12 protein-coding genes are annotated in these 14,354 nt (G+C 64.1%); all 12 read left to right on the forward strand.

Translation table 11 applies throughout. The annotated features are described in order from the left end of the window. The first annotated feature begins 369 nt into the window (after nt 1-369). Complete coding sequence (locus QZ709_RS00005; protein WP_003821156.1) at nt 370-627, forward strand: metal-sensing transcriptional repressor; 258 nt, start codon at nt 370-372, stop codon at nt 625-627. A gap of 9 nt (nt 628-636) precedes the next feature. After that, the gene (locus tag QZ709_RS00010; protein WP_003821155.1) at nt 637-1,947 is read left to right on the forward strand and encodes an MFS transporter; all 1,311 of its coding nucleotides are present in this window, start codon (nt 637-639) and stop codon (nt 1,945-1,947) included. A 133-nt stretch (nt 1,948-2,080) separates the two neighbouring features. Next, nucleotides 2,081-3,103 carry a cation diffusion facilitator family transporter gene (locus QZ709_RS00015; protein ID WP_003821153.1) on the forward strand — a complete coding sequence of 341 codons (1,023 nt, stop codon included), beginning with the start codon at nt 2,081-2,083 and terminating at the stop codon, nt 3,101-3,103. A gap of 43 nt (nt 3,104-3,146) precedes the next feature. Beyond that, entirely contained in the window at nt 3,147-3,524 is a 378-nt protein-coding gene (locus QZ709_RS00020) for a metalloregulator ArsR/SmtB family transcription factor (protein ID WP_003821152.1), read from the forward strand. Nucleotides 3,525-3,753: 229 nt separating this feature from the next. Then, nucleotides 3,754-4,218 (forward strand): DUF4148 domain-containing protein, encoded by a 465-nt coding sequence (locus QZ709_RS00025; protein WP_294635388.1) that lies wholly within the window; start codon nt 3,754-3,756, stop codon nt 4,216-4,218. Continuing rightward, nucleotides 4,187-4,342 (forward strand): hypothetical protein, encoded by a 156-nt coding sequence (locus QZ709_RS00030; RefSeq protein ID WP_239670315.1) that lies wholly within the window; start codon nt 4,187-4,189, stop codon nt 4,340-4,342. The genes QZ709_RS00025 and QZ709_RS00030 overlap by 32 nt, the downstream gene beginning before the upstream one ends. 166 nt (nt 4,343-4,508) lie before the next feature. Then, nucleotides 4,509-7,217, forward strand: a complete 2,709-nt coding sequence (locus QZ709_RS00035; protein ID WP_294635389.1) for a heavy metal translocating P-type ATPase — start codon at nt 4,509-4,511, stop codon at nt 7,215-7,217. Nucleotides 7,218-7,328: 111 nt separating this feature from the next. After that, nucleotides 7,329-8,636 carry an efflux RND transporter periplasmic adaptor subunit gene (locus tag QZ709_RS00040; RefSeq protein ID WP_003821145.1) on the forward strand — a complete coding sequence of 436 codons (1,308 nt, stop codon included), beginning with the start codon at nt 7,329-7,331 and terminating at the stop codon, nt 8,634-8,636. Then, nucleotides 8,633-11,809: an efflux RND transporter permease subunit gene (locus QZ709_RS00045; protein WP_294635390.1), complete on the forward strand. Its 3,177-nt coding sequence runs from the start codon at nt 8,633-8,635 to the stop codon at nt 11,807-11,809. Before QZ709_RS00040 ends, QZ709_RS00045 begins: the two co-directional genes overlap by 4 nt. Before the next feature lie 20 nt (nt 11,810-11,829). Beyond that, nucleotides 11,830-13,335, forward strand: a complete 1,506-nt coding sequence (locus tag QZ709_RS00050) for an efflux transporter outer membrane subunit (protein WP_003821143.1) — start codon at nt 11,830-11,832, stop codon at nt 13,333-13,335. Nucleotides 13,336-13,384: 49 nt separating this feature from the next. Then, nucleotides 13,385-13,771, forward strand: a complete 387-nt coding sequence (locus QZ709_RS00055) for a MerR family transcriptional regulator (protein WP_023110694.1) — start codon at nt 13,385-13,387, stop codon at nt 13,769-13,771. Between the two features lie 79 nt (nt 13,772-13,850). Continuing rightward, the coding region (locus QZ709_RS00060) for an MFS transporter (RefSeq protein ID WP_294635391.1) at nt 13,851-14,354 on the forward strand (504 nt) is incomplete at its 3' end.

The following is a 14,354-nucleotide window of genomic DNA, read 5'->3' on the forward strand; positions in this document are numbered from 1 at the left end:
ACTTATGCAGAGGTTCCCTAGCACGGTGCCGGCCCAAAGCGTGGATACCGCCCATATCCATCCCTTGCGTATGTCTTTGCGAAGCATTCAATTCTCCATCGGTGTTGCATCAGTACTTACCCCCGGCTGGGTGTTCTCTTTCCGAGCAAGTGCTTGTCGTTGAAAAGCCACTGTTCACTGGCTTAGATATGAACAATTGTATATCTATTCATATGAATGGGAAAGAAAACCTTACATCCTTTGAGCACCAATCGCCTTAGAGAGGGCGTCGGGCGCAAGACATCGAGAGGCGAGGTGGGGCTAATCCACTGCGCAAACAGCTATGCAGACTCCTTGAGCATATCCCCCGGGGGGGGATATGATTGCTGCATGAAAGAGATGCACAAGCACACCAGCCACCCAGATCTCGTGAAACGGCTCAAGCGCGCCGAGGGTCATCTGCGACACGTCATCGGGATGATCGAAGGAGAAGAAACCTGCCTGGACATCGCTCGCCAGCTCGCTGCGGTGGAGAGCGCCGTCACAGCGGCCAAGCGCGTCCTGATCCATGACCACATCGACCACTGCCTATCTCATGATGAGGACTCCGTTCTAGCCGAAATGAAGGCGCTAACCAGACTGCTCTGAGGTCTCTCGATGCTCTCCGTCCTAAAGAACCGCACCTACCGCCACCTGTTCACCGCGCAGGTGATCGCACTCGTCGGCACAGGCCTGATGACGGTAGCGCTCGGCCTACTTGCCTACGAGCTGGCCGGGGCCGATGCAGGTGCGGTGCTCGGGTCGGCGCTGGCTATCAAGATGCTGGCCTATGTGGGAGTCGCTCCAGTCGCACAGGCCTTCGCCGACCAGTTCCCGCGACGGTCATTGCTCGTAGCGCTGGACCTGGTACGAGCGGTTGTCGCGATCTGTTTGCCCTTTGTCACCGAGGTCTGGCAGATCTATCTGCTGATCTTTGTCCTGCAAGCGGCATCCGCCGGCTTCACGCCGACTTTCCAAGCCACTATCCCGGACATCCTTCCCGATGAAGAGGACTACACGAAGGCGCTGTCGCTGTCCCGGCTGGCCTATGACCTGGAAAGCCTGATTTCCCCGATGCTGGCTGCTGCGCTGCTGACCGTCATCAGCTTTCACAACCTGTTCGCGGGAACAGTGCTCGGTTTCCTCGTTTCAGCCGCGCTCGTGGTCAGCGTGCGGTTGCCCACAACTATTCCCGGACCGCGCCGCGGCATTTGGGATCGCACGACCCGCGGCACACGCATCTATCTCGCTACGCCACGCCTGCGGGGCCTGCTGGCGATCAGCTTGGCCGTCTCGGCGGCGGGCGCCATGGTGATCGTGAACACGGTGGTTCTCGTGAAGGCGCGCTTTGGCCTAGGCGAGGTCGAAGTGGCGTCGGCACTGGCGGCATTCGGAGGCGGTTCGATGGTGGCAGCCTTCGTTCTGCCATCCTTACTGGAAAAGGTGGCCGACCGAACCGCGATGCTCACCGGCGCTACCGTACTGGTCGTGGGCACGGGGATCGGCGCACTGCTGCCGAGCTATGCATTGTTGCTGCCGCTGTGGTTGATCATCGGCTTTGGCTACAGCGTGGCGCAAACGCCATCCGGCCGTCTTCTGCGCCGCTCGGCCCATGCCGAGGACCGTCCTGCGATCTTCGCGGCACACTTCGCGCTGTCGCACGCCTGTTGGCTCATCTGCTACCCACTTGCCGGCCGCTTCGGCGCGGTCATGGGCTTGCCATCGACCTTCATTGTCATGTCCCTGGTCGGCTTGGCCGGCGTGGCGCTGACGCTCTGGCTGTGGCCGGCCAGCGACCCTTCTGACGTGGCGCATGACCACCCCAGCTTGCCGCCGGATCACCCTCATTTACGCACACACGCAGACCAAGGCAGGCACCATCACCAGCTGATTCTGGATGACCTGCACCGTATCTGGCCGAAAGGATAGGCACATTTTCTCGTTGCGGCATCACAACGCATGGCTTCGGAGGCTGAGAAGGGTGAGCGAAAATATATCACATGAACACATATTCATGTGTTATATTTCGCCATAGTCAAACACTCAACCAGCAGAGGCGCCCATGTCCCAATCCAATGCACATGACCATGGTCACGACCATGATCACGACCACACCCCCACAGTGACGAGCGCCAACGAGCGCAAGGTTCTGGTTTCCTTCTTCCTGATCTTCGGCTTCATGCTCGTGGAAGCTGTCGGCGGCGTGCTGTCGGGCTCGCTAGCCCTACTTGCCGATGCTGGCCACATGCTGACCGACGCCGTGGCACTTGCCCTGGCTTACGCTGCCTTCCGATTCGGTCGCCGCGCAGCCGACAGCAAACGCACATTCGGTTACCTGCGCTTCGAGGTCATCGCCGGCTTCCTGAACGCCGTGACCCTGTTCGCGATCGTCGCATGGATCGCCTACGAGGCGTGGGAGCGGCTGCAGGCGCCGCCCGTCATCCTCGCCGGCCCGATGATGATCGTCGCCGTGCTCGGCTTACTGATCAACGTCCTCGTGCTGTGGATCATGACCCGCGGCGAAACCGATCACGTCAATGTGAAAGGTGCCATCCTCCACGTGATGGGTGACCTGCTCGGCTCTGTCGGCGCCATCGTTGCAGCGATCGTCATCTACTTCACCGGCTGGACTCCGATCGACCCCATCCTGTCGGTTCTAGTAGCGGCGTTGATTCTGCGCAGCGCCTGGAAGCTCCTGGCCAAGTCGATCCATATCCTGTTGGAGGGTGCGCCAGAGGACGCTTCGCCGGAAAAGGTGGAACAAGGCCTGATGAGCACTGTGCCCGGCCTGGCGGCTGTCAGCCATGTTCACGTGTGGCAACTCACTTCCGGTCGCACGATGGCCACGCTACACGTTCGACCCAACGTGGACGAGGAGGCGCGAGCTGTGGTCAAGCGCGTCGAGGCGGTGCTGCGAGAGCAGTTCAGCATCGAACACGCCACAGTCGGAATCGACTGGAACTCGGAGGCTGACGAGAACATCTGCAGCCTGCAACCCACGACAGGCCGTCAGGACCACAGCGGCCACGACCACAGTGAGCACAATCATGACCATGACCACTCCGCTCCCGGTCACAAGCATTGAGGCCGTGCTAGACGGTTCGCAGTTCACTGGAGGGTTTGAATCCATGACATCCCGCAAAACCACCAGCGCCGCTATTGTGCAATGTTCGACCTCTAACCACGGCACGACCACTGATGTCCTCGCACTATCGCAAAGTGACGTCGCTGTTCTGGCAGAGACCTTCCGCCTGCTGGGCGACCAATCGCGATTGAAAATCCTGTTGCAGTGCATGCGCGGATCGGTCGCAGTGGGCGACATTGCTGGCTCGCTAGACCTGTCGCAGTCCTTGGTCAGCCATCACCTGCGCCTGTTGCGCGGCGCGCGCCTCGTGCGCGGCGAGCGCCAAGCCAAGCACATCTTCTACGGCATTGCCGACCAGCACGTCAGCCAGGTACTCCAGGACATGGCGGTTCACATTTCGGAGGACAGACACGACGATTGACTGAACATGTGAGTGCGCGCCGGCCTACGCCTTCAAGGGCTAGGCTTTTTTTGGCTATCAATCTAGAGAGACACCGGCGCGCCTTGCTGAATGCCTAGAAGACCCCAAGCAAAAAGCACTCTAAAAATAAACACTTGAACATATCTTCATGTGTGTTATTATTTGTCTACGGGGTATCCGAAAGGCGTAAGGACCACGCCATTATTTTTAACGTCAAGGAGTATTGACCATGTCCAAGAAAATTCGCTTTGCTGTTCTGCTTTCCGCACTTTTTGCTGCTGGAGTAAACGCTCAACCGTTCGCCGCAGATATGACACGGCAACAGGTCCAAGAGGATCTGGCTGCTTGGAGGCAATCTGGGCTGGAAGCGTTGTCTCGCGGCGAAAGCGGCCCGGATACGTTCAGCCCTCAATACCAGGCTGCCTTTCAGCGCTACTTGCAATTGACCCAAGGTGATATGTATCAGGCGCCCTCAGCAGGAAAGACTCGTGCTGAAGTGATGGCTGATTTGGAACTGTGGAAAATCTCCGGCATGCACGCGTTCACCTCGCGCGGAATCACCACCCTCGCGCGGAATCACCACCGCTTCGCACACCCAAGCCTACCAACAAGCCTACGAGAGCTATCTCCAGCTCAAGCTGGGTGCGGCTTACAAGGCTCCGGTGGCATTGACTCGTGCTCAAGTAAAGAGTGATTTGGCAGATTGGCAGGTTGCGGGAATGGCTGGATTCTGGGCTGGTGAGCAGACGCCTGATACCTATAGTGATGCCTACCGCACCGCATTTGAAACCTACCAGATGCTGCGCAACAAAAAATGACTTAATGGCAGCTGCATAAAGCAGCGGTCGGATGGTTCAGCCAGAAAGAGATTCTTTCTTTTTTTTGAATAAACATACAAACAAGTGTTCATTTGTTTGCATAACATTCCGATCGCTGATTTGTGCGTCCTGCCACGGCGATTACTCAGAGAACCAGGAGATTGATATGTCTTTGGAAACATTGGACGGCACAGGAGCGCAGGACGAACAACTGGGCTTTCGGGTCGAAGGTATGGATTGCGCCAGTTGCGTCGGCAAGATTGAAACAGCGCTTGGTCGAATTGATGGCGTATCAAATGTACAGGTTAATTTTACAAATGAGACGCTGACGTTGACGCGCAGCACAAGTAGCCGAAATACTGCACGCGACATTGCCAAGAAAATCCGGTCCCTGGGCTTCGACGTGCAGGCACTGCCCGCGTCCGAAATGTCCGCAGCACCTGCACCGCGCCATGCGGCCCACGCGCATGACCACGCCGGCTGCAGCGGCCACCATGACCATGGGCATGCCCACGACCACGGGCACGATCATTCGCACGGCAAAGCGTGCGGTGATGACCATGGGCATGGCCATGCTCACGGCCATGCCCATGACCACGGTCACGATCACGGGGCCTGCAGCGGGCATGACCATGCGCCGGCCTCTGCCTTCCGTGGAGCACCCAGCACGCCCCCCAACGTGTCCATGCGCGTCGAGGGCATGGACTGCGCCAGTTGCGTCGGCAAGATCGAAACGGCGCTCGCTCGCATGGATGGCGTGTCCGATGCCCGCATAAACTTCACCGCAGAAACGCTGGAATTGACGCTCGCGTCTGGCGGCCCCACGCAGCTCGGCCACATCGAGAAGACCATCAAGAGCCTGGGCTTCGGCGTCTCCGACGTGCGCCGCCATGCTGGCTCAGCACCCGCGGCCCCAGCAGCAGCATCGACGGCGCGCCATCAGCGCTGGTGGCAGACGAAGAAAGGCAAGCACGTGCTGGGCCTGGGCGGCCTGATGGGCTCGGCCTACGCGATCGCGCAGTTCGTTCCTGGCTACGCTGAATGGATCTTCGCCGCTGCGGTGATCGCGGGCGTGCTGCCGTTCGCTCGCAAAGCCTTCGCGCTGGCTGTGTCAGGCTCGCCGTTCTCTATCGAAACGCTGATGGTCGTCGCCTCGCTGGGCGCGCTCGTGATAGGCGAGGCCGAGGAAGCTGCTGCCGTGGTGTTCCTGTTCGCGATCGGCGAGCTGCTGGAAAGCGTGGCCGCCGGCCGCGCGCGCGCCGGCATCAAGGCGCTGGCCTCCCTGGTGCCTAAGACGGCGGTACTGCTCGATGCCGCGGGCGGGCAGCGCGAAGTGCCCGCCGCTTCCCTGCGCGTGAGCGACCGCGTGCTGGTGCGCCCTGGTGACCGGGTGCCTGCGGACGGCAAGATCCTCCGCGGTGAAAGCAGCCTGGACGAGTCGCCTATCACCGGCGAGTCCGTACCGCGTCAAAAGGCTATCGGTGCCGACGTGTTCGCCGGCTCCATCAACGTCGATGGCGTGCTCGAAGTACAAGTCGAGAAGACGGCATCGGACAACACCATTTCTCGCATCATCCAACTGGTGGAGCAGGCGCAGTCCTCCAAGGCGCCCACGGCTCGCTTCATCGAAAAGTTCAGCCGCTACTACACCCCTGCCGTCATGGCCATCGCGGCGTTGATCGTGGTGGTTCCGCCACTTGCCATGGGTGGCGACTGGGGTACCTGGCTGTACCGCGGCCTCGCACTGCTGTTGATTGCCTGCCCATGTGCGCTGGTGCTCTCCACACCGGCGGCCATCGCCTCGGGCCTTGCGGTGGCCACGCGACGGGGCCTGCTGATCAAGGGTGGCAACGCGTTGGAAACCATCGGCCGCGTGCGCGCCATTGCCTTCGACAAGACTGGCACGCTGACCGAGGGCAAGCCGCGCATCACCGAGGTCCTGCCCTTCGGGCTGTTCAAGCATCAACAGGTCCTTGCGCTTGCCGCCGCTGTCGAGTCCGGCTCAAACCATCCCTTGGCGAAGGCCATTGTCGCCCATGCCAAGAGCCTGGACGTGGCGATTCCCCAGGCCACGGGCGCATCGGCCATTGCCGGCAAGGCGGTGCGCGCCACCGTGAACGGCAGTGCGCTCGCTGTCGGATCGCCCGCCCATGCGGAACAGACGGCCACGCTGACAGCCGCGCACCGCAGGGAAATCGACAAGCTGGAGGATGGCGGCAAGACCGTGGTGGTCCTGTTCGACGAAGCCAGCAAGAACGTTCTGGGCCTGCTGGCCCTGCGCGACGAGCCCCGCCGCGACGCGCGCGAAGGCGTGGCCCAGCTCAACGCCATGGGCGTGCGCTCGGTCATGCTGACCGGCGACAACCGCCGCACCGCGCAGGCGATCGCCGGCAAGCTGGGCATCGAGTGGGAGGCCGAGCTGCTGCCGCAGGACAAGCTGCGCTTGGTCAACGAGATGAAGCGTGATGCCAAGGTGGCGATGGTCGGCGACGGCATCAACGACGCGCCGGCCCTGGCGACCGCCGACGTGGGTATCGCCATGGGCGGCGGCACGGACGTGGCGCTGGAAACCGCCGATGCCGCGCTGCTCAAGAGCCGCGTCACGGACGTGGCCCACCTGGTGGCCCTGTCGCGGGCGACGATGGCCAACATTCACCAAAACGTCGTATTCGCCATTGGCCTCAAGGGCTTGTTCCTGGTCACCACCGTGTTGGGTATCACCGGCTTGTGGGTTGCCGTGCTGGCCGACACCGGCGCCACGGCCCTGGTCACGCTGAACGCACTGCGCCTGCTGCGCTTCAAGGGCGCGCCTGAGGCCAACCACGGCGACGACGCCGGGCGTCCCACCACCTTGTCCGTGCCGTCTGCCCGCTGAGGCAACAAGAGGGCTTGACCTTGCCGTCGTTGTAACGCCTAGCCTCCACACAAATGTCTGCAGAGCGCTTCGGAAGGGCCAGAGTCCTGCATCCAAGAAAGGGTCACTTCCATGCGTAAAAAAATCAGAATCATTGTGGTGGCAGGCGTCATCGCAGCCGTCGGGGGGATAGCGATCGCTGCCCGCGACGCCAAGGACGAGGGCAAGGCCGCGGCGCCCCCGGCGGGCGCGCCGATGGCGCCGCAGGTGCCCGTGGCCGAGGTCATTACCCGCACGGTCGCGCCATCGGCCGAGTACACCGGCTTCCTGGCCGCGCCCAAGACCGTCGAGCTGCGCTCGCGGGTCGGCGGCGCCGTCGATGCGGTGAGCGTTCCCGAAGGTAGCCTCGTGCGCAAGGGCCAACTGCTGTTCCAGATCGACCCGAGGCCGTTCCAGGTTGCGCTCGACACGGCCGTGGCGCAACTGCGTCAGGCCGAGGTGCTGGCCAGCCAGGCCCAGGCCGACTTTGACCGCGCCGAGCGCCTGGTGGCGACCGGCGCCGTCGCGCGCAAGACCTATGACGATGCCGCCTCCGCACGCAACGCGCGCCAGGCTCAGGTGCAGGCGGCTAAGGCCGCCGTTGCTGCGGCTCAGCTGGACCTGTCCTACGCCCGCGTCACTGCGCCCATCGCCGGGCGCGTCGACCGCGTGCTCGTGACCGAGGGCAACTTGGTCAGCGGTGGCGGCGCCGGCGCGGCCACGCTGCTGACCACGATCGTATCCATCGACCCGTTGCACGTGTACTTCGACATTGATGAGGCCACCTATCTCAACGTCGTCAGCCGCTCGCGGCCCGCTGCGGGCGCCGGTAGCAAGGCTTCGCTGCCCGTGCAGGTCGGGCTGACCACGGACAAGGGTTTCCCGCACAGGGGCGCGCTCGACTTCGTGGGCAACACCATTGACCGAAGCACCGGCACGATCCGCGCGCGCGCCGTTGTGCCCAACCCGGATGGGCGCATGGCACCCGGCATGTTCGCCCGGGCCAAGCTGTCCACCGGCGCGGCGCGCGAGGCCGTCCTGATCGACGATCAGGCCGTGGGCACCGACCAAGGGCGCAACTACGTGCTGGTCGTGGGCGAGAACAACCAGGCCCAGTACCGGCCCATCGAACTGGGGCCGGTGGTGGACGGGCTGCGCGTCATCAACGGCGGCCTGCAGGCCGGTGAGAAGATCATCATCAAGGGCCTCGTGCGCCCCGGCATGGCGGTCACGCCGCGCATGGTGCCCATGCAGGCGCCCGCGGCACCGGCCGCCGGCGCGACCGGCGCGACCAAGGCTGCGGCAAACGCTCCGGCTCCCGCTGCGGCGCCTGCCAAGGCCGGTGGCGCGGACCCCGCCAAGGCTGACGGCGCGGCCGGCTCGGCGGAGGCCCGCAAATGAATTTCCCCCGCTTCTTCATCAACCGGCCGATCTTCGCCATCGTCCTGTCGGTGCTGATGCTGATCGCGGGCGCGATCAGCTATTTCCAGCTCCCCCTGAGCGAGTACCCCCAGGTCACGCCGCCGACGGTGCAGGTCACCGCCAGCTATCCCGGCGCCAACCCGCAGGTGATCGCCGACACCGTGGCATCGCCGCTGGAGCAGGCGGTCAACGGCGTGGAAGGCATGATGTACATGCAGTCCCAGATGTCCACGGACGGGCGGATGGTGCTGACCATCTCGTTCGAGCAGCACATCGACCCCGACGTCGCGCAGATCCAGGTGCAGAACCGCGTCTCACGCGCGCTGCCCCGGTTGCCGTCCGAGGTCCAGCGCATCGGCGTGGTCACCGACAAGACCGCGCCCGATATTCTCATGGTGGTGCATATGCTCTCGCCGGGGGACCGCTACGACCCGCTGTACGTGTCCAACTACGCGATGCTCAACGTGCGCGACGAACTGGCGCGCCTGCCGGGCATCGCCAACGTGATCATCGGCGGTGAAGGCGAGTACGCAATGCGCGTCTGGCTCGACCCCGAGAAGGTCGCATCGCGGGGCATGACCGCCAGCGATGTGGTCGCCGCCATCCGCGAGCAGAACGTGCAGGTCGCAGCCGGCTCGATCGGCCAGCAGCCGAATGCGTCGGCCGCCTTCCAGGTCAGCGTCAATGCGCTGGGGCGCCTGACCACCGAAGAGCAGTTCGGCGACATCGTGATCAAGGCCGGCGCCAACGGCCAGGTGACCCGCCTGCGCGACGTCGCACGCCTGGAACTGGGCTCGGACAACTACACCATGCGCGGCCAGCTCGACGGCGAGAACGCGGTCGGCCTGCAAATCCTGATGACGCCCGGCTCCAATGCCCTGGACACGTCCAGCGCGGTGCGCGCGACGATGGAGCGGCTGCAGGCCAAGTTCCCCGAAGGCATCGAGTACAAGATCGCCTACGACCCCACAGTCTTCGTGCGCGCCTCGCTCCAGTCCGTCGCCGTCACGCTGCTGGAGGCCATCCTCCTGGTGGTGATCGTGGTGGTGCTGTTCCTGCAATCTTGGCGCGCGTCGATCATTCCACTGATCGCCGTGCCGGTCTCGCTGGTCGGCACGTTCGCGGTGATGCACATGTTCGGCTTCTCGCTGAACACGCTGTCGCTGTTTGGCCTCGTGCTCTCCATCGGCATCGTGGTGGATGACGCCATCGTGGTGGTGGAGAACGTGGAGCGCCACATGGCGCTGGGCGAATCGCCCAAGGATGCGGCGCGCAAGGCGATGGATGAAGTGACTGGCCCGATCCTGGACATCACCTCGGTGCTGGCAGCGGTCTTCATCCCCTCGGCGTTCCTGTCGGGGCTGCAGGGCGAGTTCTATCGCCAGTTCGCGCTGACCATCGCGTTCTCGACCATCCTGTCGGCGATCAACTCGCTTACGCTGTCGCCAGCGCTGGCCGCCATCCTGCTCAAGCCGCACCACGGCGCGGCCAAGCCCGATCGTCTCACGCGCATCATCGACGGCGTGTTCGGCGGCTTCTTCCGCCGCTTCAACCGCTTCTTCGATCGTGCCTCGAATTCCTACGTCGGGGGCGTGCGCCGCGCGGTGCGCGGCAGCGCCATCGTGCTGCTGCTCTACGTCGGCTTCCTGGGCCTGACCTGGCTGGGCTTCCACAAGGTGCCTGCGGGCTTCGTGCCGGCCCAGGACAAGTACTACCTCGTGGGCATCGCCCAGCTTCCGACCGGCGCCTCGCTGGATCGCACCGAGGCGGTCGTCAAGGAGATGACCAAGATCGCACTGGCTGAGCCGGGCGTCGAGAGCGTGGTGGCCTTCCCGGGCCTGTCGGTCAATGGACCGGTGAACCAGCCGAACACCGCGCTGATGTTCGCCATGCTCAAGCCCTTCGATGAGCGCAAGGACCCGTCGCTGTCGGCCTTCGCCATCCAGGGCAAGCTCATGGGCAAGTTCAGCCAGATCCCGGACGGCTTCGTTGGCATCTTCCCGCCGCCGCCGGTGCCGGGCCTGGGTTCGATGGGCGGCTTCAAGCTGCAGATCGAGGACCGGGCGGGCCTGGGTCCCGAGGCGCTTGCGCAGGCACAGGGCCAGATCATGGGCAAGGCCATGCAGGCGCCCGAGCTGGCGAACATGCTCGCCAGCTTCCAGACCAATGCGCCGCAGTTGCAGGTGGACATCGACCGGGTGAAGGCCAAGTCGCAGGGCGTATCGCTGACCGAGGTGTTCGACACCCTGCAGGTCAACCTTGGCTCGCTCTACGTCAACGACTTCAACCGCTTCGGTCGCACCTACCGGGTCATGGCCCAGGCCGATGCGCAGTTCCGCATGCAGGCTGAGGACATAGGCATGCTCAAGGTGCGCAATGCAGCGGGCGACATGATCCCGCTGAGCGCGATCGCGACCATCGAGCGCAGTTCCGGCCCCGACCGGGTGATGCATTACAACGGCTTTCCCTCGGCCGACATCAGCGGCGGGCCAGCGCCGGGCTACTCGTCCGGCCAGGCCACCGCCGCGATTGAGAAGATCGTGAGCGAATCGCTGCCGGACGGTATGACCTACGAATGGACGGACCTGACTTTCCAGGAAAAACGGGTTGGCAACACGGCGATCTACATCTTCGCGCTGGCGGTGCTGCTCGCCTTCCTGTTCCTGGCGGCCCAGTACAACAGTTGGTCGCTGCCGTTCGCTGTGCTGCTGATTGCACCCATGGCGCTGCTCTCGGCGATCGCCGGCGTCTGGCTCTCTGGGGGCGACAACAACATCTTCACGCAGATCGGTTTCGTGGTGCTGGTCGGCCTGGCTGCCAAGAACGCGATCCTGATCGTGGAGTTCGCCCGCGCGAAGGAAAGCGAAGGGGCCGATCCGCTGGCAGCCGTGCTCGAAGCCGCGCGCTTGCGGCTGCGCCCGATCTTGATGACGTCGTTCGCCTTCATCGCTGGCGTGGTGCCGCTGGTGCTGGCCAGCGGTGCGGGCGCCGAGATGCGCCACGCCATGGGCATCGCGGTGTTCGCCGGCATGCTGGGCGTGACGGTATTCGGCCTGGTGCTGACGCCGGTGTTCTACGTTGTGGTGCGCAAGCTGGCGCTGCGCCGCGAAGCGCGCCATGCCCGTGGCGGCATGACCGACCAGCACGCATGACGGCCAGGAGGACATACGACATGAAAACATCTTTCGCATTCACACGACCCGCCAGGACGCTGGCGCCGCTCGCCCTCGCGGCGGCGCTGGCTGGCTGCTCCATGGCACCGAAGTATGACCGGCCCGCAGCGCCGATCGACACGGCCTATCCCTCGGGCGCGGCCTATGTGGAACTGGCGGCCGCGACGCCCGACGACGCGATCACGGCCGAGATCGGTTGGCGGGACTTCTTCCGCGACCCGCTGCTGCAGCAGTTGATCGGCATTTCGCTGGAGAACAACCGCGACATGCACAAAGCCGCGCTCAACGTGGAGGCGGCTCAGGCGCTGTACCGTATCCAGCGTGCCGAGATGCTGCCGAACCTGGGCGTTTCCGCCCGCGGCGCGTCAGAGCGCGTACCGGCCGACCTCAGTACCACGGGGCAAAGCGACGTGCTCCGGCGCTACGACGTGGCCGGGGTGACGGCCGCCTGGGAGCTGGACCTGTGGGGCCGCATCCGCAGCCTCAACGACCGGGCGCTGGCGTCCTACCTGGCCCTCGACGAGACCCGCATCGCCACGCAGATGAGCCTGGTGTCCGAGGTGGCCAGCGCCTACCTCACGCTGCGCGCCGACCAGGAACTGCTGCGCCTGACGAGCGACACCCTCGCCACACAGAAGCGCTCCTATGACCTGACCACCCAACTGGTGGAAGCGGGAAATTCCACGCAGCTCGACCTGCGCCGCGCGGAGATCGCGCTGCGCACCGCCGAGGCCAACCGCGCCGCCTACACGCGGCAGGCGGCCAAGGACCGCAACGCGCTGGTGCTGCTGCTGGGCCAGCCGCTGACGCCGGAGCTGTCCCGGCAGCTTGACGAGGCCGTGGCGCTGCCGGACGACATCGTGCCGACCGACCTGCCGAGCGGCCTGCCGTCCGAACTGCTCGCGCGTCGGCCGGACATCCGCGCCGCCGAGCAGATGCTGATCGGCGCCAACGCCAACATCGGCGCGGCGCGGGCCGCGTTCTTCCCGACGATTAGCCTCACGGGCTCGGCGGGCACGGCCAGCGCTTCGCTGGACGGCCTGTTCGATTCGGGCTCGCGGGCCTGGAGCTTCCTGCCGCAGATCACGCTGCCCATCTTCCGCGGCGGCGCGTTGCGAGCCAATCTGGACGTGGCACAGGTACAAAAGAGGATCGAAATCGCCAACTACGAGAAGTCTATCCAGGCGGCCTTTGCTGAGGTGGCTGACGGCTTGGCGGGCAAGCGCACGCTTGATGAGCAGATCCGCTCGGAGCAGCTCCTGGTAGCGGCTAGCCAGAAAGCCTACCAACTAGCCGAGCAACGCTTCCAGGAAGGCGTGGACGACAACCTCACCTTGCTCGATGCGCAACGCACACAGTACGGTGCGCAGCAGACCCTGGTGCGCACGCGCCTGACGCGGCTGAACAACCTCATCCACCTCTACAAGGCGCTGGGTGGCGGCTGGACTGAGCACACGGTGCAATCGGGCGCCACCGGGCAACCATCCGCCCGGTCGCCGGGATAAGGGCTATGCGCAACGGCGGCGTTCCCCATCGTTGCGCACGGAGAACCGGATGAGGATCGGTGAACTTGCGCGCTTGACGGGCACCCCCCCGGAGAACATTCGGTTCTACGAGCGGGAGGGCCTGTTGCAAGCCCCGGAGCGGTCACGCAACAACTATCGGCGCTATGGCCCGGCCCATGTCGAACGGCTTCACCTGATTCGCAACTACCGTGCCTCGGGAATCGGCCTGGATGACGTGCGCCGCCTACTGGGTTGGGCACATGAGGGGGTCCTGGAACCTGAGCTGCTAAGGCAGGCTGTCCAAGGCCATCTCGCCTGTGTTGAGGAACGCATGGAGCAACTGATCCAGGTGAAAGAGCACCTGCTCGCATTGGCCCTGCACGGTGCTGCTTCCGCCGGGGCTTCCGAGGATGGACCGGCTCGCGATGGTTCGTGAGCATCGCATGTCCATATAACTGAATATATATTCATGCGTGTAATATTTCCGGCCAGACAAACGAATAAGAAAGACGCCCATGACCGACCAGAGCATCACGCGCCGAAACATCGGCGTTCTCACCGCCGCGCAGGCGCTCGGCGGCGCCAGCGCGCCCATCGTGATGTCGCTGGGTGGGCTGGTCGGCCAGCAGCTTGCCAAGAATTCGGCCTGGATCACCTTGCCCGTGAGTCTGTTCGGCCTGGGTCTTGCCATCGGCACCTTGCCTGCCGCCTTCATCATGCGGCGCCATGGCCGCCGCAACGGATACGTGGTGGGGGTCGGCTTCGGCGTGGCCTCGGGCCTGATCGCCGCGTTGGGCATCATGCTGGCCTCGTTCTGGATCTTCTGCGCCGGCACCTTCCTGGCGGGCTTCTACGGCGCGTATGTGCAGAGCTACCGCTTCGCAGCCGCCGACACCGCCGAGGACGCGCTTAAGGCCAAGGCCATTTCCTGGGTCATGGTGGGCGGTCTCGCGGGCGCCATCATCGGGCCGCAGTTGGTGATCTTCACGCGCGATGCGGTAGCGGGCACGCCCTACGTT

Origin of the sequence: uncultured Aquabacterium sp. (assembly GCF_913773725.1) — a bacterium.
GTDB lineage: Bacteria > Pseudomonadota > Gammaproteobacteria > Burkholderiales > Burkholderiaceae_C > Aquabacterium.

What these genes read in the sequence shown, in the direction of transcription:
- QZ709_RS00005 (WP_003821156.1), top strand. Translation starts at nt 370, where the DNA reads ATGAAAGAGATGCACAAGCACACCAGCCACCCAGATCTCGTGAAACGG.
- QZ709_RS00010 (WP_003821155.1), top strand. Translation starts at nt 637, where the DNA reads ATGCTCTCCGTCCTAAAGAACCGCACCTACCGCCACCTGTTCACCGCG.
- QZ709_RS00015 (WP_003821153.1), top strand. Translation starts at nt 2,081, where the DNA reads ATGTCCCAATCCAATGCACATGACCATGGTCACGACCATGATCACGAC.
- QZ709_RS00020 (WP_003821152.1), top strand. Translation starts at nt 3,147, where the DNA reads ATGACATCCCGCAAAACCACCAGCGCCGCTATTGTGCAATGTTCGACC.
- QZ709_RS00025 (WP_294635388.1), top strand. Translation starts at nt 3,754, where the DNA reads ATGTCCAAGAAAATTCGCTTTGCTGTTCTGCTTTCCGCACTTTTTGCT.
- QZ709_RS00035 (WP_294635389.1), top strand. Translation starts at nt 4,509, where the DNA reads ATGTCTTTGGAAACATTGGACGGCACAGGAGCGCAGGACGAACAACTG.
- QZ709_RS00040 (WP_003821145.1), top strand. Translation starts at nt 7,329, where the DNA reads ATGCGTAAAAAAATCAGAATCATTGTGGTGGCAGGCGTCATCGCAGCC.
- QZ709_RS00045 (WP_294635390.1), top strand. Translation starts at nt 8,633, where the DNA reads ATGAATTTCCCCCGCTTCTTCATCAACCGGCCGATCTTCGCCATCGTC.
- QZ709_RS00050 (WP_003821143.1), top strand. Translation starts at nt 11,830, where the DNA reads ATGAAAACATCTTTCGCATTCACACGACCCGCCAGGACGCTGGCGCCG.
- QZ709_RS00055 (WP_023110694.1), top strand. Translation starts at nt 13,385, where the DNA reads ATGAGGATCGGTGAACTTGCGCGCTTGACGGGCACCCCCCCGGAGAAC.